At 32.7% G+C, this 23,346-nt stretch carries 22 protein-coding genes and 2 pseudogenes; 16 read left to right on the plus strand and 8 right to left on the minus strand.

The window, feature by feature from the left end; genetic code table 11:
• The first annotated feature begins 356 nt into the window (after nt 1-356).
• Nucleotides 357-836 carry a hypothetical protein gene (locus J7E63_RS11270; protein ID WP_215012064.1) on the plus strand — a complete coding sequence of 160 codons (480 nt, stop codon included), beginning with the start codon at nt 357-359 and terminating at the stop codon, nt 834-836.
• A 5-nt stretch (nt 837-841) separates the two neighbouring features.
• The gene (locus tag J7E63_RS11275) at nt 842-2,497 is read left to right on the plus strand and encodes a helix-turn-helix domain-containing protein (RefSeq protein WP_215012066.1); all 1,656 of its coding nucleotides are present in this window, start codon (nt 842-844) and stop codon (nt 2,495-2,497) included.
• A 1,646-nt stretch (nt 2,498-4,143) separates the two neighbouring features.
• Here the strand turns inward: J7E63_RS11275 and J7E63_RS11280 are convergent.
• Nucleotides 4,144-4,368 (minus strand): helix-turn-helix domain-containing protein, encoded by a 225-nt coding sequence (locus J7E63_RS11280; RefSeq protein ID WP_215012068.1) that lies wholly within the window; start codon nt 4,366-4,368, stop codon nt 4,144-4,146.
• 167 nt (nt 4,369-4,535) lie between these two features.
• On the opposite strand from J7E63_RS11280, the gene J7E63_RS11285 reads away from it, so the two are divergent.
• Nucleotides 4,536-5,084: a hypothetical protein gene (locus J7E63_RS11285; protein WP_215012071.1), complete on the plus strand. Its 549-nt coding sequence runs from the start codon at nt 4,536-4,538 to the stop codon at nt 5,082-5,084.
• A gap of 231 nt (nt 5,085-5,315) precedes the next feature.
• On the opposite strand, the gene J7E63_RS11290 is transcribed toward J7E63_RS11285, so the two are convergent.
• The 3 genes from J7E63_RS11290 to yhfH form a co-directional block, all read right to left on the minus strand.
• Nucleotides 5,316-5,945 carry a hypothetical protein gene (locus tag J7E63_RS11290; protein WP_215012073.1) on the minus strand — a complete coding sequence of 210 codons (630 nt, stop codon included), beginning with the start codon at nt 5,943-5,945 and terminating at the stop codon, nt 5,316-5,318.
• Entirely contained in the window at nt 5,926-6,381 is a 456-nt protein-coding gene (locus tag J7E63_RS11295; protein ID WP_215012075.1) for a hypothetical protein, read from the minus strand. The genes J7E63_RS11290 and J7E63_RS11295 overlap by 20 nt, the downstream gene beginning before the upstream one ends.
• A 1,562-nt stretch (nt 6,382-7,943) precedes the next feature.
• Entirely contained in the window at nt 7,944-8,078 is a 135-nt protein-coding gene (gene yhfH / locus J7E63_RS11300) for a protein YhfH (protein ID WP_214717354.1), read from the minus strand.
• Nucleotides 8,079-8,781: 703 nt separating this feature from the next.
• Between yhfH and J7E63_RS11305 the strand changes: the two are divergent.
• Nucleotides 8,782-8,949, plus strand: a pseudogene (locus tag J7E63_RS11305) (DUF1259 domain-containing protein); the annotation flags it as partial.
• A gap of 2,254 nt (nt 8,950-11,203) precedes the next feature.
• Nucleotides 11,204-11,395 carry a hypothetical protein gene (locus tag J7E63_RS11310; RefSeq protein ID WP_215012077.1) on the plus strand — a complete coding sequence of 64 codons (192 nt, stop codon included), beginning with the start codon at nt 11,204-11,206 and terminating at the stop codon, nt 11,393-11,395.
• 870 nt (nt 11,396-12,265) lie between these two features.
• Here the strand turns inward: J7E63_RS11310 and J7E63_RS11315 are convergent.
• Both J7E63_RS11315 and J7E63_RS11320 read right to left on the minus strand, forming a co-directional pair.
• Complete coding sequence (locus tag J7E63_RS11315) at nt 12,266-12,883, minus strand: ribbon-helix-helix domain-containing protein (RefSeq protein WP_215012078.1); 618 nt, start codon at nt 12,881-12,883, stop codon at nt 12,266-12,268.
• Complete coding sequence (locus J7E63_RS11320; RefSeq protein WP_215007863.1) at nt 12,849-13,649, minus strand: ParA family protein; 801 nt, start codon at nt 13,647-13,649, stop codon at nt 12,849-12,851. Before J7E63_RS11320 ends, J7E63_RS11315 begins: the two co-directional genes overlap by 35 nt.
• Before the next feature lie 1,595 nt (nt 13,650-15,244).
• On the opposite strand from J7E63_RS11320, the gene J7E63_RS11325 reads away from it, so the two are divergent.
• The 4 genes from J7E63_RS11325 to J7E63_RS30490 all read left to right on the plus strand — a co-directional run bounded on the left by J7E63_RS11325 (nt 15,245) and on the right by J7E63_RS30490 (nt 16,702).
• Nucleotides 15,245-15,529: a hypothetical protein gene (locus J7E63_RS11325; RefSeq protein ID WP_215012080.1), complete on the plus strand. Its 285-nt coding sequence runs from the start codon at nt 15,245-15,247 to the stop codon at nt 15,527-15,529.
• Nucleotides 15,520-15,768 (plus strand): S8 family serine peptidase, encoded by a 249-nt coding sequence (locus J7E63_RS11330; protein ID WP_215012082.1) that lies wholly within the window; start codon nt 15,520-15,522, stop codon nt 15,766-15,768. The genes J7E63_RS11325 and J7E63_RS11330 overlap by 10 nt, the downstream gene beginning before the upstream one ends.
• Before the next feature lie 462 nt (nt 15,769-16,230).
• On the plus strand, nt 16,231-16,416 hold the full coding sequence (locus tag J7E63_RS11335; RefSeq protein WP_215012084.1) for a hypothetical protein: 186 nt from the start codon (nt 16,231-16,233) through the stop codon (nt 16,414-16,416).
• 115 nt (nt 16,417-16,531) lie between these two features.
• Nucleotides 16,532-16,702: a cupin domain-containing protein gene (locus tag J7E63_RS30490; RefSeq protein WP_374193720.1), complete on the plus strand. Its 171-nt coding sequence runs from the start codon at nt 16,532-16,534 to the stop codon at nt 16,700-16,702.
• A gap of 85 nt (nt 16,703-16,787) precedes the next feature.
• Here J7E63_RS30490 and pdxR read toward each other — a convergent pair whose 3' ends face one another.
• Nucleotides 16,788-18,167, minus strand: coding sequence for a MocR-like pyridoxine biosynthesis transcription factor PdxR (pdxR, locus tag J7E63_RS11345; RefSeq protein WP_215012088.1), 1,380 nt, complete (start codon nt 18,165-18,167; stop codon nt 16,788-16,790).
• Nucleotides 18,168-18,292: 125 nt separating this feature from the next.
• On the opposite strand from pdxR, the gene J7E63_RS11350 reads away from it, so the two are divergent.
• From J7E63_RS11350 to J7E63_RS11370, 5 genes and pseudogenes are all read left to right on the plus strand, one after another.
• Nucleotides 18,293-18,919, plus strand: a complete 627-nt coding sequence (locus J7E63_RS11350; protein WP_214732498.1) for an FMN-binding negative transcriptional regulator — start codon at nt 18,293-18,295, stop codon at nt 18,917-18,919.
• Nucleotides 18,920-18,961: 42 nt separating this feature from the next.
• Nucleotides 18,962-19,594: an FMN-binding negative transcriptional regulator gene (locus tag J7E63_RS11355; RefSeq protein ID WP_251033494.1), complete on the plus strand. Its 633-nt coding sequence runs from the start codon at nt 18,962-18,964 to the stop codon at nt 19,592-19,594.
• Nucleotides 19,595-19,644: 50 nt separating this feature from the next.
• Nucleotides 19,645-19,923, plus strand: a pseudogene (locus tag J7E63_RS11360) (LysE family transporter); the annotation flags it as partial.
• A gap of 38 nt (nt 19,924-19,961) precedes the next feature.
• The gene (locus J7E63_RS11365; RefSeq protein WP_215012097.1) at nt 19,962-20,600 is read left to right on the plus strand and encodes a LysE family translocator; all 639 of its coding nucleotides are present in this window, start codon (nt 19,962-19,964) and stop codon (nt 20,598-20,600) included.
• 88 nt (nt 20,601-20,688) lie between these two features.
• The gene (locus tag J7E63_RS11370; RefSeq protein ID WP_215012099.1) at nt 20,689-21,399 is read left to right on the plus strand and encodes a B3/B4 domain-containing protein; all 711 of its coding nucleotides are present in this window, start codon (nt 20,689-20,691) and stop codon (nt 21,397-21,399) included.
• Between the two features lie 400 nt (nt 21,400-21,799).
• Here the strand turns inward: J7E63_RS11370 and J7E63_RS11375 are convergent, their stop codons facing one another.
• Nucleotides 21,800-22,162 carry a hypothetical protein gene (locus tag J7E63_RS11375; RefSeq protein ID WP_215012101.1) on the minus strand — a complete coding sequence of 121 codons (363 nt, stop codon included), beginning with the start codon at nt 22,160-22,162 and terminating at the stop codon, nt 21,800-21,802.
• A gap of 413 nt (nt 22,163-22,575) precedes the next feature.
• Between J7E63_RS11375 and J7E63_RS11380 the strand changes: the two genes are divergently transcribed.
• Both J7E63_RS11380 and J7E63_RS11385 read left to right on the plus strand, forming a co-directional pair.
• Nucleotides 22,576-22,719 (plus strand): hypothetical protein, encoded by a 144-nt coding sequence (locus tag J7E63_RS11380; RefSeq protein WP_215012103.1) that lies wholly within the window; start codon nt 22,576-22,578, stop codon nt 22,717-22,719.
• 148 nt (nt 22,720-22,867) lie between these two features.
• Nucleotides 22,868-23,086, plus strand: a complete 219-nt coding sequence (locus J7E63_RS11385; protein ID WP_215012105.1) for a hypothetical protein — start codon at nt 22,868-22,870, stop codon at nt 23,084-23,086.
• Nucleotides 23,087-23,346: the final 260 nt, after the last annotated feature.

The raw sequence follows: 23,346 nt of genomic DNA on the forward strand, positions 1-23,346 counted from the left end.
GTCAAAGTAGACAAAATAAGTGCATTACCAGTAAAAGGTGTGCATATCTCTTCTATGCTGAAAGAATGATCTTTAAAACGGTGTGCACATTGTGAGAGGAAACGTCAAAGTAGACAAAATAAGTGCACTACCAGTAAAAGATAAGAGCATATCTCTTATATTCAGAATGAAGGATCTTTAAAAGGCAGTGCACATTGTGAGAGGAGACGCAAAACAATAAGGAGTTGCACCTTCCAATGGATATACATGATGAAGAAAAGTTATATTGAATGGAAAGATAGGGATAAAGAAATGTTGACAAATGCAACACTCCTCAATCATAATAACCTTAGACTAGTAAATAAGGGGAATAAGAGATGGGTTTTTTAGTAGGTGTTAAAGAGGCGGGGGAAATCCTTGGTTGGGATCGGAGAAAGGTCTCCACCTATCATCTGCGTGGTGTGCTGCCTAAGCCAGTAATCAACTTATCAAGTGGTCCCATTTGGCTTCGGAAACAGATTGAATATTATAAGACTAGTAAAGAGTTGGGTGTAACTACGTATTATATTGATGAAGAAAAAGTATATGAATGCAAATATAATTATCCTATGAAAGAAACAAACTATTCACCTGAAGAAATTAAGGAATGTATGGGGAATTATATTGTTTATCAGGAAAAGGACATCCAACAACTGATAAGTGCCATTCTGGAAAAGAAACCGATTGCTCAGTTCCTTTCTTTTGAATCCATCAGCTATCTACATGATTTGGGTATTTTGGATTCGGATGTTTTCCATGATTACATCCACAAATACTCAAATGAATACATAGGGACGACTAGGGAAGGAAGGGATTAAGAATCATGTTAAATACCTTGCAAAATAATTTTTTGAAAATTACGAAAACGATTTTTCCAGATCATCCTCAACTCTTTGACGAGTGGACCGATGATATCGGTCATCTTATGGCAAGTCAAGTGGATTATCAGCCTTGCCAATCCTTAAAGGCGTTTTTCGTGATCATAGATCGTTTAGCAAAAGATCATGAATTGAAATTTGAGAGTATGGAAAATTGGGTCCAAGATTATAAAGATGAGATAAGAAATTTTATCCTACCATACATTCGGATCGTTGGGGAAGATAGTGCCCCCTATTCCTTAAAGTCTAGCAATAGGCAAGTAATAAATTCTTTGTTAAATCAGAATTTTGCAGAGTCCGGTTCAGCTTTATTATTTCATAAATTAAGGGAGACCATCAGTAAAAATGAATTCGACATTGCAACAGAAATACCCACTGCAAAGATTGCGGAGAAGGCATTAGAAGCCACTGCCCAAGTAAGATCCGAAAATGCTTATCTTAAAATGAAATCCAATGCAGCGATCGAACAATGGAAAAATCTCACCTCTCAAGCCATAACCTCGATGGATGACTTAACGGCAGACATTTTCGATATCGTTTCGATTCTGTGGATGCAGCAGGCCACTCATAAAGATCAAATGATTCATTTCCACACGGATGACGCCTTGAATCTAAGGAGATTGCAAGGGCGGAGCGAAGAGTCTGACGGCTATCAAACCTCGTATCGGAAAAAAGAACGGGATGATATTATGAAAAGGTTGGCAGCACTGACGACCATATGGATCAGGATTGAACGAGAAAATTTAAGGTTCATCAATGAGGATCAAGGGAACTTTGATGAAATAGGGCAAGTTCAATTCAATCCCCTGTTTTTGATTGATAGCGTAACGGTTGCCTATCGGGGAGAAAATCCGATTGGTATTTATGAATGCAGCATCCGCCCAGGTGAAATACTTGCTAACTTCTTGTACGGTTCCCAAAAAAGCAGTGGTTTTTTAGCATTAAAGACGCTCGAATACCATCCCACAAAGCAAAAGTACCATAAACGGTTATCACGGTATCTATCCTGGCAGTGGAGGATTCGCCAAAAGAGTGCAGACTATCTGAGAGCCTATCATATTGGTGGAGATAAAGGGCTTTTAAAAGTCATGGATTTGGATGTGAACCCTCGATATGGTTCAAGGATTAAGGAGCAATTTGAAGAAATATTAGATACTCTGCAGCAGGACGGAATCATTAAAGAGTGGAGCTATAAAGAAAAAGACTTAGAACATCAAATTGAGCAGGAGCGAAACTGGTTTGCAAACACCTGGTTGAAGGCCCGTGTTCAAATTATTCCTCCTACTGAAATCACTGGAATTGGTGATGACAGGGATTTATTGATGATTGAAGACTATGATTATGAAACGGTGAATTTTTCGACCATGTTAAAGGGTTTGACGAAAGCAGAGGTTGCAGCTTCCATTGAAACAGTCGAAGAAAAGTTGGTAACTCCTGAAAACATCAGTAGGGAAAGAAATGACCGAGGATTAAGCATATTAGTGGCAGCAAATCAAATAGGTATTTCCCACAGTACCTTATCCAGGTATGAAAGGAACTTAATTAAACGCCCGTATACCGAGAATTTAGAAAAAATGAAGGAATGGCTAAATGCAAAATAAGCATCGAAATTCGGTGCTTATTTTTTTATTTAAAATTGTTCCAAGTGTTTATCATTAAAGTGATTTATTCGAATTTTTCCATTCGCTTTAACACTTACAACAATCCCCTCCTTCTTGAATTAAGAATAGTGAAATTTATGGTCTGAAACAATATGATTTTAGTTAAAATACTTTGTTGGTAGAAGGTTTAAAGCCCCATCAACGCCATCTATAAGGTAGCAATTGGTAGGTTAAATATAAGACGGAGTTTTTGACCTAACTTAAGTTATAAGAACCGCCTTAAGGCGGAACAATAGCGTTAAAATAGTGCTGTCATGACAACCTTTTTTTCGGGGGTCTGTAAGAGTTTTTTGCTTCCTATCCCCCTTCCCTTCTACTGAAGTTGATAAATTTTTTACTGCATTCTTGGGTATCTTCATAATAGAGAAGTATCCTTTTAGAAAAGTTCATTTCTAATGCAATGGCTATACCCCCTGCAAAAAATAGAGGTTGAGTATTAATAAGGGTACCCTTCTATGCAAATTAAGTCACTGGGCTTAACTTGGTGCATGTAATTTCACCAATAAATATAATCATCCTCTGTGGTGTCTCGGAGCCAACTTCAGTAAGCTCGGACGACTATGCTTTGCCGATCCAAGGCTACAAATCCTATAGTTGATGGAGCATTCCCAGAATGCATATTCTTCTCAACCTTTCTTCTTTGCAATTATCTTGCAGATGTGTACCGTTCAATGAATCTACATTACACATCCTTCTTGTTTTTCTTCTTTGTTTTTAGTTGCTTAAATTAATAATTATATTGTTATTAATATTATTGATTTTATATTTAATATTATTGTTATGGATGACATATATTTCGTTATCAACATTGATAATATTTTTTTATTATTGTTTTTCAAAATATCATTAATTATTGTTTTCTGTTGATCTACATTATTTTTATTTTTAACTGTTATTCTTTGAAAATACTAAAATCAGGAAGAATCTTTAATAATTATCAAAACCAAATGGATGATAAATGAATGCTAAACAACATGTGGATAAGGAAATAATTTGATTGATCTATTTTCTTTATTCCTGAAATGGTTAATGGAAAAAAATATTTCATTATTATCATTAACATATATGATGTTGTTATTATTGATATTATTGTATACCTTATTTATGTCTTGTATAACATCATTAATTGATTAGTTGTTTTATAAAAAAACTAATTTGTTGCAATTATTAATTAAGATTTTGAAAATACAGAAAACGGGTATAGGGACGATGGTTAAATATTATTTTGTAACCAATGATGATAAATAAATGCTAACAAATATGTGGATAAGGGAGGAACCTGATTGACCTAATTTCTTTATCCCTTGTAATGTTAGATGTGTTAAAACATATATCATTATTTGCGTTAAGATTAACATATATATTGTTGTTATTTTTGTTATCATTGTGTAATTTAATAATGTTTTGAACAACATCATTATTGGATTTGTTATTATCTTTTATTGCCATTCGAATATAAGGAAAACGGGTAAATCACTTTAATCTTTATGATTATTCTAAAATCGTAGCATTTTTCTATTCCTCTTTATAATTCAAAAAACGAAAAACCCTAGTGAATCACTGGGGTTAAAGGGAGGCTTTTACATTCACATATCCCAAAAGTCGCTCATTTTCGCTTGTGGATCCAGTTTACGTATCGCTTTTAATAGTTTTATTATGACGTCCTGCCGTGGAATGTAGTCTTTATCGCTACATGCTTTAGTAACAGTATTTTTACTAACGTTAGCATCCTTAGCGAGATCTTGTTGTTCTAATCCTTTTTGATCTAACCACTTCCCCAGATTACTCCGTGATTTTCCTATACCCCACATTCTTTATTTCTCCCTTCTAATTCATCCTATTCCCCAGTCTTGACCCCTAATCCCAAAAATATTCGATTGATTCCAAAAAAGTAGGGAATAATGGACAAGCCATTGCTCATACCTTGTACTAAGGACGTCAAGAGACGTCAAGAGACGTCATTAAAGGGGGGATTTATATGGTCACTACTGAACGGAAAAGAATTATGGATATGGAAATCGAATGGATTATTAATAGGAATGAATGTTATGGATGTTCAACTAATTACAAGTATCCTTACCCTAAAATGAAAAGGTGGCGTTTTCTTATGGTATATAGACCTACCATTCGTTATGATGAAGTGTTCAGAACCCATGTGGATGCACTCTTTCATGCTACTCATTTAGATCGGAATCAGATTATAAGGGCAGCTCTTTTTACGGCTGTCCATTCAAAAGAGTTTCATGAGTTATTAAAGCCCTATCAAAGGCGTGACGTCCCTCTACCTACTCCTTTATGGTCGCTAGAACAGAACAGTTTATGGCTACAGCAGTCCCGTAAAGTAAACACTGGAGGGAAGGACGTCAATGAAGAGCAGACAAAAGCAGGAGAAATAATCAATGATAATGAAAACACTATGAAACTAGTTCCCGAAAGTGAAAAAAAACGGAATATCCGATTCGAACAGGCTAAGACTCCTTCCGAACCAATTAAGATTACAGGCGGATTGGTTTTTACACTGGATTAGAATAAAAGGAGAGTATAAGTTACTTAATTCAAAGAGAATCGGTGGATTAACGATGGGCCTTAAAGGGATTTTGCTTATTACGGGTACTTGCTAACTTAGAAATCCTTTTTAAAAGGAAGCCTGGTTATTGTTTGATGATGCAGAATTTTTTATATTGTAAGCTCTGGCTTTATTTTGAGTTTTTTCTACAATTAAGGTTCTCGTTTGATGGTTTCCCACCTGATATCGTTTCTAAAGGGCCGATTTCAGGTGGGAAAGAATACTTTTCTGTATTTTATCTGAATTCCCCTGTTCTTTTATCTGGTTGATGAAGTCTAAATAAAGGATCGTCAACAAATCCTCAATTGTTACATGCTGGTCGTTCAGATAAGGGGTGAGGTCATGTAAAAAGATCTCCCCCCTTAATATTTCAGATTCCTTCATTTGAATTGTGATATAAGCTTTCTTCTCTTTTTCTGATTCCTCCTCGTTGATCTCCTCTTCAATTGTTTCAAATGAAAAAACATTTTTTGTCAAAGCCTTCATAACTCGTTTTTCTACTTTCTTTTCTCCTAAATATCGTGCTTTTCCTGACACCAGGAACCCTGCAACCTGCTTATTTATATTACCTTTTTTGATCTGGGTAAGGAAATCCTTATAAAGCAGATGAATCAGGACGGCTAAATCAAATCCTCGAGGCACATCATCAAATACATCGAACATGTCGTCGATAAACACTTCCCCTCTTATATAATCGTAGTAACCGGTGACAATGGTTAGGTACTTTCGGTTTCCTAGCATATAGTCCAAAAAGCCTTTTGGAGAAGAGAGGCCTTGTAATTTTTTTTGAAGGAGATTCAACTTACTGTAGGATTTCTTCAAGAGAACCACCCTTTTCAATCCAATTCAAGACGCTGGCCATTATAATGAAAACGACCTTACGTTCTGATAATTGTTTTTGAATGGCCAGTCCATACGGACCTCCAATTCCATAGTAACTATTTTCTTTCAGCATGGTATGCATATAGGTTTTGGTATCTTTATAATCCTGAACCCAATCCACTATATCGATATGACTTAACCCGAACTTTAAGAGGGTAGTATTAAATGCGGTCTGGCTTAAAGGTTGTCCCTCTTTAGTTTGAATAAATCTCTCCATTTGCTTACAGAGGGTGCGCAATTTCATCTGCATGATAGGTGTTACAGGGAATTTAATATTGTGGCATTTATCCGAACGAGGTTTTCGTCTTTTGTTAGGGAAACTTTCTAGTTCATCTTTTTTTGAAATAATTTTTTTTGAATGAGTGTTTTGAAACATTGGGTTTAAGCTCTCCACTTTCCTTCTCCCCCTCTTACTTTTTCAATCTAGCTCATGGTCACTTTTCCACTTTTCCATGTTTTATTAGATATATAGTGAGGGAAGGGGGAATATAGAACTCTTTTGTATATTTTTTTAGAATAAGGGAATACTGGCTACTACGAATTTCTAGAAAGGAAAGATGAACATGCCAAATAAAAAGAAGGATAAAAGTGTATCAAAGCAGTTAAAAAAAGCAGTCAAAGATGCAAAAAAGGCGGGCGTGAAACTGGTTAAAGTGGAAGTGCGATAAGGAATTCAAAGATTTGAGATAAACACAGGGAAAACATCTTCTAAAAGGAGGATTATTGCCCTATTCTTGATTGATTAAAGAGTTGAATAAAAGATTAGATTTGAAGAGGTTGTTTAATAATTAAATAGATTAGTTTAGAAACATCTATCTTATGTCTCTTTTTCAGCATTTCCGGTTTTATTAAATATATTAGAAGGAGTTAAACCTTTGGTTCAAGTTACAAGTGGATGTTTCAAACGTCTATTATATCGGTGTTTGGTTAAAATGACGTCATAGAATTCTCATTCCATTCTTAACAATTTAAAGAGCAGAGGTTTACAGAAATAGAGAGAGAATAGGCCTTTATTGAAAATATAAACTCTTTTTATCAGGGTTAATATTAAGACCTAAAAAGACTTTTTTCTGGTTATTGTTATCCCCTGACTTTTGAGTTTATCTTTAAGGTATCCGATTTTTCAAAAGCTGTTAGTGCAAGTGATCCATCATGTTTAGAAAATTTTTATAGCTTTTCATGGAAAGACGTCAGTTTGTCGGATTAGGACATCCTGCATACATCTCCAATTCAAGGTAATCGGATCTTTTAATTTTAAAAAACAACAGAATTATTCACATGGAATAAATAAGCTGCTTACATTTTTCCGGATTCCTTCAATTAATTGTTTTTATCACAATGATTTTCACCGTTTGCCCAGGATACTTAGGTTTTTTAAGGAAATACGTTATTCGTGAAATATTACTGTGATTTTTTATATGAAATTTTATATTTGGACTTTTAAGATCAATATTGTTCGAAGTATACAATTTGTAAACATTAAAAATAAACCTGTAGATAGAGATTGATAGTGTCATTAATGATAATATATAACAATTTTATACTTATTATTATTGTTATAATTAACATATATTTTATTGTCGTTATCAACATGGTTTTTTATATTGTTCTTATTTATAAAATTTCCCTTTAGATTAGTTTGGCTTCAAATTTCAATAATCCCAACCTCTAAATAATTTAATTTAACGCGGTTAATTATGTGCCTTTATAGTTCTTTTACAGGAAATCTTAATCAACTAACTTCCTTTGTTTGTGAAACAGAAAAAGGCTGCGCACCACTTTTTAATTTATTATGTCTTCAAAATCTTTAAGTTATGAAAAAACTTATTTAAGGTTTTGCCTGACGCATAGGGTTTATACCTATCAAATTCTCTCTAAAACGGTAATTTATTGATATGAAATTAAAAACTCCCCAGCAATGCTGGAGAGTTAACAAACTTACTCTTCTTTTTTTGATAAACAGCGATCACATTCAATCAAATAACTTTCTGCTTGCTCTTGCATATGCTGCCTGCATTCAGGACATTCCTTTTTTTGCAAATTGCGGAAAAATTCAACCGGACTAACTAACATTTAAATCTCCACCTTTATTAATACAGTTAGTTTTTATTTCTATTGTTATAATACAGTATAAACGAAAAATGGAAAAATGAGTAGACCTTTTTTTAAAAAATATGCACAATTTTTAAAAATAAGATTTTTTAATTCTTAATTTTACAAATTTCTTTTTTCGGATGTTAATAGTTTTAGGTTTATCCCCTTATTCTCCCCCGGTATCAATTTGCTCCACTTCCACATATAAATCTGGATCCATAGAAAATGAAGACAAAATCTTCTTTCTTTTACTTCCAATGTTTCTTTCCAGAAGCTATATCTCAGAAATAATGATTATCTTAGCCATTAACAGCACCAACATTATTATTTTTATTGTCATTAATAACATATGTTTTGATATTGGTTTTAATATGAATGTAGCTTTACTCGGAAATTTGATAAATGAATTTGTAAATCAAATTTCATCTAATTGGCTAATTTAATATATTGATAATTTCTATGTTATCCGAAACGATCTTCTAACATAATGATCCTAGGTTAAAATTTCAATACATCGGGTGAATGAAGATTTTGAAGAGGAATATAAAACAATATTAACATATAAAAATACTTATAAATTAACATATATATTAATGTTAATTTCAAGGACCGTTGTGTTTTATGTTTAGAACTGACTAACCATAGTAATCGATTAGTTGCTGCGATTTGTAACGATCCATGAATATTAGTTTCATCTGTTCACTTTGAATGGTTGTTTGATGCGCCGAATTTGATTCATGTTAATATCGAGGAGGTTGATGACCCACTAGTTTTCGCAAGGAAAGTTAGAACAGAATATGCACTTATAGAGTTCTTTAGTTGGATAACAGGTGGTGTGCAAACTGGTTAATACGGAGTTCGAAATGAAGCTTACCATTTAATAAGTATATAAATATGTTAAATTATATGTTAATACATGTTTTAACATATAATTTAATTTTAACACTATTGCTCATTTGACCTTTTTCTAAAAACTTTAAAGAGATAATCTAAGTTAATAACTCATACCTTTATTGAAACTGTATGAAGTTATTTTTCCTCAATAAGTCCTTACTCAATTTTCTTATTTCTTTGATAATCAGTTTAAATTCTCCCCTTTTTCTCCCTTTGCAGCTATTTTATCAACTTCCGATGATTAGTTTGAATTCATTTAAAATGAGGCAAACGAAATAAAATGGGGTGTATATGATAGAACTAACCAAGCCCAGTAAATTTAACGAATTATTTACGATAAAACTTTAATATATAATTCAATATATATCTTAAAATACATATATATTTTTTTCAGTATGTCATAACGCTAAGGATGTTCTTTAATAGAGAAAAGAAAAAGCAACTGATTAATTCACATGGAATAAATTAGTTGCTTACATTTTCCTTATTTACCTGTTTTCGGCTTCCTTCTTTTTATTGATTTGTTATCCTATTCATCTTCAACTTTTCATCAACACTTGGAGAATACTTACATTGGTTAAATAAGTGTGGTATTGGTTTAGCTCAAACCGATCTTCATGAATAAATTTAGTTAAGACCGGTTTATGTTCTAAGATCACTATTTTACCCCCTTTTTATAACTTCTATATATATGATTAACAAGCTATTAATCTTTTATTCATTTTAATCTTTTTTCTTCAATTTTAATTGCCAAGGAAACCATAGTTTTTTTGGTGAGGCTTTATTCGTATTATAATTTTATTTTTCGACTTTTTGTGGTTCGAAGGGATACATTTGTAATTAAGAATTAGATTATCGAAATTGCGGCTTTCTTCATTGTGATTACTTTTGACAGAAGTAAATATTCAAAGGAATTCATTTATTGATAAATTATAATGATTATATAATATTGTAATTGTTGTTATTTTTAACATATATTTTATTGTTATTATTAATATTATTTATTTTGTATTATTATTATACTAATGATTCCATAAGCGTTATAAAAGTTAATATATCACAATGTTTTGCCACTATAGATATAAGGAAAATATTGTTCAGGAACTAAATTTAACTAACGGCAATCATATGTGAAATAAGGAGGATTAGATTAGGTTAATCGTATATGCAATCTCAGATTAAAATCATATTGTGATATGAAGAGGCGAATGCCTAAAAGGACACTTAATAATTTAAAAAACTACGAATGTGAAAATGACACAGATAGAATATAATGATGTCAATGACATTAATGATCCCAGAATGCAATAGGGAAGAGTATTGGCGAGCTAATATTCAGACTATTATTACTGCGTGGTAAACGCAGTGTCAGTAGGGACTGTTAATTCAAATATATGTCAGAGATTAAGCTAGGAAACAGCAGTTTCAGTTTCCTGGATTTGTAGCAACATCTTTTGCAAGAGGTTTATGTTCTAAAAACGATATTTTTACCCCCTTTTTATATCTTCCTTATCTATATGTTTCCCAATCTATTTAACTTTTATACATACAAATTAATAAAATATTTTATTGAAAAGTACGTTTTTAAAATTTTCATAGCATCCGAAGATTCCTTAGTTATAATACTACGAAGTATGTGACTTTAATGTATTATATCGACAAGACACTTTTAGGACACGGTTGTTTAAAGGGTATACATTAAAATAAACTACCCCTATAGAAAGAAACGCAAAAGATATAGCCAATCCTTTTGAGATATTTTTTATTCTAATTCTCGAACTTTTTTACTTTTTATTGTAAATTATTTACCGGAAACTAATACTAAGGCAATCACTGTCTTATTGATAATAATAAAGAAAATTTATAATTTATAATTAATGTTATTATAATTATATATATTATTGTCAACAACGATATATATTTTATTGTTAATATCAAAATATATATTTGTTATTATAAATGTTGTTTTATTTTATATTGTTAATGTATATGATGTATAATTTTGGTACTTTTGAAATCTTTTGGGATTTTCTAACTTCTCTTCATTTAAACCTTATATATTGACTCATTAGGTTACACAGAACAAATAATTTTTAGTGGTTTGTCAAAAAAACAGACTATTTTTTGTAAGCAGGGTAAACATTAGAAAATGAACTAGGAGTATTAGGATGGAAAATAAAGAGAGTAGCAAAACACTTAAAACAAATTAAATGGAACAACCTGAAAAATATGAAACATCCAATCAAAGTTTGTTTGATAAATTTGAAAGTGAGAGAAATGTGGATCCTATCCCTATGGAAGACCTAAACGAAGAACAACAAGAAGAAAAGACCCCTCATGATACAAAGGATATTGTCTCGGTGATAAAAAATATAGTGGCAAGTAATTTTCCTCTATTATAGGCATCTGGAAATTCCTCTATGTAAACCGTCCATAATTTGACGATTATCTTTTTTTTCCAAAAATCCTATTCCTTCATTTCCGTACAATTCCATATGGTGAAACCCAGGCTTTTCATTTCTTAAGCATGTGCTGTTCTGTTACAGATTGATCATTCACAGCTATTAGGTCAAATATATCGTTAGTTTTTCTCGCCGTTACTGGAATAATCCCTAATACATAGTGTGTCGTCCGTTAGAACCGCTAAAAGTACACTTGATAGTTCTTTTTTCTCTGCTATAATTTCTAATTTTTAACTCGCTTTAACTCCAAGAATGCTAATATTCCATTTGAATTGTTATGGTACTTTTATTACTCACTTTTATTTATTGATAATAAAACAACAAAATTAATGTTATTATCTTTTTTGTTGTTTTTGATATTTATAATATATATGATAATGTTATGAATAACATATGTTATCGTTATTATTAGCGTTTTGTTGTTTTTATGATTACACAATGCTTTTAAATCTAAGGTAGTACTTTCGCAACTTGTATTTAGTAAAACCAGGCACGATTGCTTCTAAGCAAAATGTTTTGTACTACAATGTTTCTTTTTGAAGAAAGTTAATTTATTGAGGAAATTGAAACTACTGGATCATTTTATGGTACCAGTTATTTTTAATTTATAGGAGGAATAAAGGAGTGTTTACAAATGCTAGTCATGGATTTTTAGAGTAAAAAAAGCTAGACCTATTTATTTTTGTGAATAGGTCTAGCTTTTTATTGCTATCAATGTGAAAGTTTAGCTTAAGAGAAATAGTTTCCGGGAAACGGCTCACTTTTTTAAACCTGAGTTGGGTTAAATGCAATATAAAGGTAATTCGAAAGTTATTTTTTTTCAATAACACCGTACTCTTCTAACAATTTTCTTATTCCCATGTTAATTAGTTTGGATTTATCCCCTTTTTCTCCCCTGGAAGCGATTTTGTCCACTTCCACAGCTAAGTCTGGATCCATATAAAAGGAGGTAAAAACCTTCTTGTTTTTTCTCTTCGTAGGTTTCTTTCCGGAAGCTAAATCTCGGAGATAATCATCGTCTTCATCATTATCAACAACAATGTTTTTGTTTTTATTGTCATTAATAACATATGTTTTATCTATATCATTAATATCATCATTTTTATTCTTGTTATTTTTATTGAAGTTCTTGTTTTCATCAACATTAATAACTTTGTTTTCGTCTTCATCATTATCAACAACAATGTTTTTGTTTTTATTGTCATCAATAACATATGTTTTATCATTATCCTTGATATCAACATCTTTATTAATGTTATTTTTATTAACGTTTTTGTTTTCATCAACATTAATAACTTTATTTTCGTTTTCATTTTCATTGTTATCTACCTTGCTAGTGCCATCTTCATTTGTATCATATGAATTAAAGAACGCTTGGGTAGGATTAGGCTTTTTAATTCGATCCTTGAGGCTGTTTTTGGCTGACACGTTCTTTCAACTCCTCTACAAAGGGAAAGTAATATTCTAGGGCGTTTCTTAATTCTGCATTTCCTTCAAAACCTTCGATTGCTAAACGTCTAGTAGAAGCTTTTCTTTTTATGATCGTATTGAATTTCAAATTAGGGTAATCCTCCTCAATAGCTTCTAACATTACTTCATTTTCTTTGGCTCTTGAATCAATTAAAGAGAATAGGATACCTGCTGTTTTTAATGAAGGGTTATAGCGCTCTTTGGCTCCTTCGATAATTTCCAAAAATTTTGGAATGGCATAATAAGCAAACATAGAACCATCAAACATGACTACAGCGAAACTTCCAGCTTCTGAATATGTACTAAGAGGCATTACCGTTTGCTCTGAGAGTGCCGGAGGCGTATCAATAATGATCCAATCATAATCTTCCATTACCGGCTCTAATGCTTTCTGCAAAGCATCCAATCTGAGATGTTTTTCAAACATTTTTCTAGGCAGAGTAGCAAGGAAATCGTTTGAGGGAATCAGATCGAGATTTTCTTTGATTTTGATAATATAAGACCTAGCATCTTCTTCCAATATGGCCTCAAGAACGGTCTTTTCCTCAAACGCATTGCATATGTCATATTCGCCTGTTAGGAAACTAGTTAAATTTCCTTGACCGTCCATGTCAATGGCCAAAACCTTTTCATCTTTACTTAAGAGAAAAGAAGTGATGCCGCTGCTAGTCGACTTGGAGCAGCCGCCTTTACTGATTCCAAACGTTATTATTTTTGCTGTCAACACTTTCACCTCTATCAATGTATATTTTGTTATATATTAAATCTTTAACTATTTTAGCATGATTGTACTTATATAAAAAGATGCTATTAACAACATTATATTTTATGTTATTACATAATTTGATAGAGTTTGCAAAACATATGTCAATATATATATTAAAATATGCATTATTAATAAGCCGTAATTTTTATCGTCGGTAATATTTAAATAAATATATTCTCTAGTTAACAAGAAATAATTCTACTTTTAAGGAACTTCCCCTAGTAAATTGGATGTCAGAAATAATTTTTTTTAATAAGTTCATTAATAGGAGAAAATAATATATGTTGATATATAGGTTAACTTATACTATGTTGTATAAATTGTTTTTATCTTTATTGATGAATACAAACAATATTAACTAAAATATTTTGAGATAGCGAGTATAAATATTTAATTTGAGGTACATAACAATAAAACACCCGGTTGGAAAATGGAAACGAACATGCAGGAAAATAATTGGATATAAAACATTGTTGATATATATATTAAACTATATTTCATTTTTAATACTTTAAATTTTGTTTCCTTTATTTAATATATACTTACTATATAATGTTGTATGATTTGTATAATAAAATCGAAAATACACAGGACTTATTAATAACATATTCTATTAATATATTTAAAACATATGTCATTATATATATTAATGTATATTATATCAATGGTAATATTTTTGATTTTATTCATTAAAGATTAATATAGAATACTATTTTAGTCTTTAGAAAGGATTATTTTAATAGTTTCCAATGTATCCATTAATGATTAGAATAGTAATCATTATCACATTTAGGGAGAAACACATATATTCTGAAAATGAATTTAAAGTATATGTTAATTTATATGATGTTAAGTGTTTTAGGTATAAATTAAATTTAATTTCGTTGAGGATATGGACATTTCTATATCTAATTATTTTGAGAGATAAATCTAATTAATAAAATACCTATAAATCGTTTTTAAATGCAAAGATCGTGAAGAACACCTTCTGTATTCGAGATAAAATAAATATTTTAATAATAACTTTAAAGTATATGTTAATACATATGTTATTAAATATTTTATGATATGATTTTTCTTTATTTTCATTGAAAATAACATTATATCTGATAAAGTTTACATCAATATTTGCAAGGATTTAAAGTGGATCTCCTATATTTGAGATAAAATAAATATTGGATGATATTTTTAAAACATATGTTGATATATATATTATAATATAAGATAGTAATGTTATTAATAATTAAATTATCATATATATTAATACGTATGTATAAATGGATTTCCAATTCTATAATTTAGAAATGATTCGAGTAAACAAAATATAAATTAGCAAATACGATTAATATATATGTCATTATATATGTTGAAGCGTTATTTCTATCAATGAATTCAATTCATAATTCAACAATATATCTATAGATACAATTGTTGTTAGTTGCTAAATGAAAAGAACTGGAGTTTATAACTAATTTTTACGGGATTTTATAAAGGCTGCATTCAAATTGTCGTATTAGTCGGAGCAGGAAAATGGATTTTTTAAGGAGGACTTTATGGGAGATTTTCGTTTAATTCCATACAATGTAGATGCCGTAGAAAAAACCGAAGACCAAATTCCCGATGGATTGAAAGTGATTGAAGCTCCTTATTTGTGGGATAAAGGGTACTACCGTTTTTATCGAGCACTTTCAATATTAAAAGTTTCACTTTTGGTGCAAATCCTAAAATTCCGGCAGCGTTTGTCTCAATCGTTCCGGCAGTGTGTGCCGTGTCCATTGTTATCTTACAACTGGAGAGGTCCGAAAGGTGAGCGTGTCCTGTCATTAGCATGTCTTTAGGTGGGCCGGATGATAACCCGGAATTGAAAGCAATGATTAAGGAAGCCATTGACAAGCAAATTGCCGTGGTGGTAGCTGCCGGAAATGAAGGAGATTCTAAGGAAGATAGGCGAGTATTCGTATCTGGTGCATACAAGGAAGTGATAGAGGTTCCTGCAGCCGATTTAACCGGAAAAATAGCGAATTTCTCCTATAATAATACGGAAGTCGATATGATTGCTCCAGGAGTGTGCGTTTGACATCCATCTCATGGGCTCGTGCAAAAATTCAAAATGAATACAAATTATTCCTAGCTGACATAGAGGTAAGATGTCGAAGAAGAACATTATCGGAAGATGAAAAGGAATCCCAATTGTTAGATAAGCCTTCTTATTGAACTATAAATGTATTTGCAGATGAAACTGGTAAAACAGAACAATTCGTTATAGTAGCAGGTATAATAAAGTTTTGTTACCAAATCAGAAATAGAAATCCTGGTGATTTTACTTTTATCAGATTATGCGTAAACCATGAGATAAACTCCAACAGAATTCAATTACCTAAAAAGATTAATATAACTAAAGATGAGGAAGGGGAAAGCGCATTAATCCTTGAAAGCAAGGATTGGAAGATAATTTTAAGATTCATTATGAAGATAATTTAGTAATGGATCAGTTAATTTCGATGCCTTCTCACGAACATTTATTTTTAAGTTTGCTGATATGTTTGTAGCTGCACTAAATAGAAAATACAACAATCCAGGAAACAACAATAAAGATAAATTGGCTGAAAATATTCTAGAAGCCATACAGGTAAACGAGATAAAGTTTTCGGCAACACAAGTCGAATCAGATGCTGAAAAGGTAACAGAAGAAATTGACCATTCAGTTTTATTTGTTTTCGCTTAAAAAGCCTGTGTTTCATAAAAGGGGAAGCAAGGATAAAAAAGAAAAGGAAAAAGGAAAAATTAGAATTATTCGAATTTATTTTTGAATGTATTGAACCATTGTTAGGCATCCTGATGTGGAGGAAGTGTATGTACTAGAAGGAACCTACTTAGATATGGGGAAGGAGTATGGGGCTGGTTCTTACCTGTATTATGCTCCTAATAGTGTACACGCTCCCATTAGTCCAACTGGATGTACAATTATGGTTATGTCCCACAAAAAGCCAGAAATTTTGCAGGAAGGTTGATTTTGAATTTTTTTACTTAAGGTACTCATTTTGCAGACTGCTGACCCCACTATCGTTAGACTCAACTAACGATAGTGGGGTGTTTTTATTTCCAAGCCTCTTTTAAAAACTTCACGCCTTCTTGTATTTCATCACAGGTAAGATTACTGAATCCAAGTTTAATAATTGGTTCATCAGAATAATTTTTTATGAAATAGATGGAGGTAGGATACACTTTAACCCCATAAATGGAAGCACGCTCGATTAACCATTCTTCCGAACGATTTAGATGTACCTTAACTAATACGTACAAACCAGACTGCTCCCCAATAATGGATATATTTTGTTTGAAGTGTTTTTTTAATTCTGAAACTAAGAATTGCATTTTTCGCTTATAAACAAGACGCATTCGTTTAATATGGCGATTCCATTCTCCATCTTCCATAAAATTAGCCATTGTAACCTGGCTAAGAAGGGAAGTGGTACTCTCGAAATGAAGAAATTGATTTTTATAACGGTTTAAAAGTAACTGTGGCAGCACCATATAACTTAGACGGATTCCTGGAAGAAATGACTTTGAGAAATTCCCTAGGTAAATAACTCTTGTTGAATCTATGGAAGCAAGTGCTGGAAATGGCTGCTGCGTATAGCGAAATTCACTATCATAATCGTCTTCGATAATAAATCCATGTTTCTTGTTTGCCCAATGAATAAGCATTTGCCTTTGTTGAATGGACATGCTTACTCCTATTGGACTTTGATGGGAGGGTGTTACATAGATTATCTTTGAAGTCAATTGTTCTAATTTTGAAAAATCAGCACCTGTCTCATAAACTGGTAAAGTTTCAAGCGTGAAACGATGAAATAGAAAAGCTTCCCTTGCTCCATCATAACCTGGGTCCTCAACAATAATGCTAGCGAAATCAGCCTTCAGGATTTGTCCAAGATATATCAACATTTGTTGGGTACTACTGCCGATTATTATCGCATTTGGATCTGTTTTCACCCCACGAGATTGGAGTAAATATGTGGCGATCTGTTCACGCAAGCACAGTTCACCAAAGGGTTCCCCATATCGAAAGTTCTCCTGTAATGTTAAAACTCGATTTGCTATTCTCCTCCAAATTTTCAGGGGAAAATTGATTTGATCTACGGCTCCTGCTCGGAAATCAATGAGGACTGGTGTCACCGATTTTGTTTGCTTTTTATTAGGAAGAACTAAGGCATCTTGAAATAAAAGTGGATCTAATTCATTTACAAAATACCCTTTTCGACCTTCTCCACGGATATAACCTTCAGCTACAAGCTGCTCATATGCCATTAATGTCGTATTACGACTTACTTGAAGGGAGTCTGCAAGTTGACGAATGGAGGGCAATGGGTCACCAGCTGGTATGTCACCACTCTCAATAAATAATTTAAACTGCTCGTAGATTTGTTTGTATTTGGGAGAGTCATCCTTAAAAGCAAAAATGGTATTTTTCATTTACAATACACCTTTGACATGTTCTTTTATTAATAATTGTACCTTTTTATATGTCAGTTTGCATTATAAAATATCTTATATTGATACCACCAATTACAAAGGCTTAATTAAGGAGGAGCTAAATCGTGTATATACCTAAACATTTTAAACTAGATGACGAAGAAATGATTTATGATTTTATCGAAAAATACAGCTTTGCCACTTTATTTTCTCAGCACAACGGAGAACCATACGCAACCCATCTTCCACTCACATTAAATAAAGGTGAGAGTGCCTTATATGGTCATTTTGCGCGCCCAAACGAACAATGGAAGGATATTGAAAACCAACAAGTTCTTGTGATTTTCCAAGGTCCTCACTGTTATATTTCTCCTTCATGGTACGAAACAATGAAGGCAGTTCCCACATGGAATTATGTATCTATCCATTTATATGGAAAGATGGAAATTGTCGAAGATCAAAAAGTAATATTTGATTCTTTAAATGACATGGTAAATAAATATGAAAGGCCAGATAGTCCATACAATTTAAATGATGTAGAACCTAGTTATATCGAAGGAATGAGTAAAGGGATTGTAGGATTCAAAATAAAAATCACAAAGATTGAAGCAAAAGCTAAATTAAGTCAAAATCATCCTGTGGAACGTCAAGAATTAATTATTAAGCATCTAGAAAACACCTCTAATCAAGATAATCTACAAGTGGCATCTCTAATGAAGAAAAATCTACAAAATGTAAATAAAAGCATTTAACTTTGCCTTATATTACGAACGGGCCAAATACAAGTTGAAAGGATGATTATAGTGTACATTCCTAAGCAATATCGTATGGATCATGATGAGGCAGTTCAAATGATGAAGTCTTATCCGTTTGCCTTATTGATTACTGTTGATGAACATCGCCCCTTGGCTACGCACATTCCGTTGGAAATTCGTGAAGATGAAGGGAAAATCTATGCGACTGGGCACATTGCATACGGAAACATGCAGAAGAAAACTTTGGATAAAAATAGTGATGTGTTGCTTATTTTTCAAGGACCGCACGCTTACATTTCGTCGAGTTGGTATGAGATTGAAGAGGTTCCTACATGGGATTATCTAGCTGTACATGCGTATGGAACAGCACGTGTAATCAGTGGGGACGAGCTGAAATTAGCTTTGGATACTATGCTTAAATACTATGAGTCTCACCGAGAAAATGGTCGGCTTTGGGATACGTTTGATCCAGAGTTGCTTGAGAGTGAAATGAGAGGAATAGTTGGCTTTGAAATTGAAATCACCGCTATTCAAGCTGCAGCCAAAATGAGTCAGAATCGTAGTGACGCTGATTACAAATCGATAGTTGCAGAGCTTGAAAAATCAAATGAACAAGGGGAAATTCAGGTTGCTCAGAGGATGCGTGAGCGACGGAAAGGTCCATTTAAATGATTGGCCTAATTATTATGGATTGATTTCTTGGATTTGTTTATAGTGCAGCCCCTGGGGCAGTCAACATCGAAACTTTACGCAGAGGGTTAAAACGAGGATTTATGCCATCATTTTTGGTACAAGTTGGAGCCCTTCTAGGTGATTTAGTATGGGCTGTTTTCGGGTTAACAGGTGTAGCACTGGTTTTTCATTTTTTAGAGATACAAATTATCTTAGGCATCGTTGGGGTAACCTTTTTACTTCCATGGATGTCCTTTTTAGACGCTCGTAAACCAATTGATTTGACTAATCCAGAAAGGATTCCATTTCCAAACGAGCAACAAAATTAATTCATGTGCAAAAATACAACAAGGAGTTGCGTTATTTTATGGAGTTTTCAACTATTTGGCTATTTGTAATTGCTGTTGCTACGTTGTTAATAATACCTGGACCAGCTGTGTTATATATTATGGCATGGAGTATAGATCAAGGGAAGAAAGCGGGCCTGGTATTAGTTCTTGGTGTATCTCTTGGTGGTTCTGTTCACGTTTTAGCTGGAGCAATTGGAGTTTCTGCGATCCTTATGACATCAGCAACAGCCTTTAATATCGTTAAATACTTGGGTGCTGCTTATCTTATCTATCTGGGGTGTAAGACTTTATTTTCTACATCTGATAGAACGACTTCAGAAATTCCAAAAGCCCCTCGCAAAAAATTATTAAAGATTTTTTACCAATCAGCGCTCGTAGAAATAATGAATCCTCAGACAGCACTCTTTTTTTTAGCCTTCTTTCCGCAATTCATATCACCTTCTTCTGGATCAGTCGCAGTACAATTTTTGCTTTTAGGAATTATATTTATTATCCTAGCTTTTATTAGTGATGGTCTGTATGCAGTTCTTGCAGCAAGTATTAGAAAGCGGATTCTGGGTAGTAAAATGAGTTCAAAGTTACAGAATCGGATAACTGGTTATCTTTATATTGTTCTAGGGGTAATCTGCGCCTTTGCGAGCCCCTCCAAAACATAAGAGTGTTATGATGAAATTTATCGTGTTGTGACACAACAAATAGTGAGTCTACCAAGACAATAAGTAAAATGAAATGGAGAGATATTTTATGCCTAGATTTATCATTGAAAATGATTTTTGGTCGTTATTCCCTCATGCAAAAATAGGCACCGTTATTTGCCAGGGGATTGATAATTCAATAATGGACGTTGAAATCTACGAGAAGCTGCTGCAGGAGGCAGAGAAAGAAGCACATAAATTTCTCAGTCTGGAGGAATTCAGTAGTAATCCAGTCATATTCGTTTGGCGAGAAGCTTTTCAGAAATTCAAGACAAAGAAAGGGGCAAGGTGTTCCATTGAAGCTTTATTAAAAAGAGTGAAAAATGGCAATCATATCGGAACAATAAACCCGCTTGTTGACATCTATAATTCAATTTCATTGCGTTATGGGCTTCCGTGTGGTGGAGAAGATATCGACACTTTTGTAGGCGATATTCGGCTAACGCAGGCAAATGGTAACGAACCGTTTATCCCATTGGGGAATAATGAAAATGCTTCGCCATATGAAGGTGAAATTGTTTATAAAGATGATGACGGTGCAATATGCAGATGCTGGAATTGGCGTGAAGCTCTGAGGACGATGCTAACAGAAAATACGAAAAATGCATTCCTCTGTATTGAATTAATAGATGAAACAAGAAGCGATGAGTTTCATATGGCGCTTAAAGCATTGTCTGATTTAGTGTCACATAATCTTGGTGGTATTGTGAAGATTGAAGTGTTAGATATTAATAATAGGGAAATTACAATCTTTGGTTAAGGTCAAATTGTGTTTAAAAATGATACTTTGCTCTGGAAATGTTATGGCTTTGATTCATAGTACGATTTATCCAATGTTTTCAACGCGGACAGAGCGATGCAAGAAATAGGGGTTAAAAAGACAACATTTTATAAGTTAGTTAAAGAGTACGAAAGAGAATTGAAAAGTACCACAATATAATAGAAGGAACTCGTCAAAAAAAAAAGCCTTTGCTCAACGCGAGCAAAGGCTTCTATCAAGAAAATAGGATATCTATGTTAAATTTTAGAAAAGATTGTGAAGGTTTGTACTTAAAGTAACGAAGCAGGTTAGTGGAACAAAGAAAAGACCCACCATAACAAGTGGGTCTCACTCCTTAATAAAAATTATTATTATTTCATTTTCACCGAATTTGTTAAAACTAGACTAAAGAACGTACTGTTATTTCACCGAGATAGCGTCCTGGGTTTGAAGCATATCCGATAGATACAGGTGCAGTTACTGTGGCAGTTCCATTAGCTGCAAATGCATAAAAAACACTAACGGGTACAACTGCACTAACAAGTGGAAGGTCTACAAAAAAAGTGCTTCGAAATGTTACTGTTTGTCCAGATGCAGTAAAAGGAGACCAAATATAAGCTAGGTTCCCATCAATAGCTGGAGATATTATTGAAGGTGGTGTAAAAACAGCAGGTGTTGGTAGAGTCCCTGGCAGTGCTGCGGTGTCAGCAATTACTATTGTATTAGCAGGTGTTGTGAATTCTTGTAAAGCTAGAGCCACCATTCTAATCACCTCCTTTTAATTATTTATGTCAGTTAAATGACATAGTGTATATTTATGTTTTCTAGTAATATATGCTTGGACATCTGAATCAGTAAAAACGTTTGTTTATTAATTATTTTATATTTGTTCAACTAATGTGGCAGAATAGCAGCTAATTGCGACATAAAGTACTTCTTTAATTAACGAGTGCTAGTGTTGAAGATCCAGCTACCAAAAATTCTTGGTGGCTTTTTCTTATTCAGCTAAAGGTCAGTTTAGTTCAATAAAAAATAGCGACTTTGTAATAGGCAAGCTACGTTTTAATGACATAAAGCAGATTTTAATGGAAATAGACCTATTTGTTGTAAAATATTCACAGACAAAGGTACCATTATAATTTAAAATCAGGTAAAAAGTAATTGGAAGTGGTTTAAATGGAGAAGACACGTGTTTATTTTCAAGGGAAAGAGTATATTTTGCTTATTCAATATGCATCTGGTTACTGTGAAATTGTAGAAAATGGAGCACTTAATAATCAAGTTAAACTAGTTCATTTTTCCGAATTGAATAGTCTATAACTCTAATTTAGAGCCTTTTGGCTCTTTTTTTTCACTAAACTATTCTTTTGTGGTACTATATGCCTATATATCATATATGAATGGATAGTGAAAATGTATGTCCGATTCAACTTTTCCTGTTATAACCTTTCATATTAAGAGCCGTACAATGGGGGAAATAAAAATTAGGACAACAGTGAAGGACTTTTCATCTTTAAAGAAGACATTTGAGGCTGTCAAAATAAATCTCAGTCTAAAAAATGCTGACGGATCCATTATTAGCCTTCCGATTTTGCCGAAAATAAAAGATGACAAAGGTAATGTTTATTGCGAACTTGATGATGACGGGGAAAGAATTTTAAAAGAATATGTTGGATTGCAAGACTGATTTTTATAATGGTGAATTGTCTTCTTCTAATAATGCATATGTAATTGTGTGTTTTTTACTTGGGAATTAAAAAAAGAAGCATCATTCAGACACTTCTTTTGAGATGATTCTCTTTATGAGTACTTTTATATTATGAGACATATGTTGATATGTAACGGGCAGACGTGGATTTTTAAAAAAAGAATCAATTGATTTTAAACTCGCAATACGAGGAAAATGTGCAATAAAATAGAAGGTGCTTGTTGAACTACCATGAAAAT

The organism is Bacillus sp. ISL-75, from assembly GCF_018613095.1.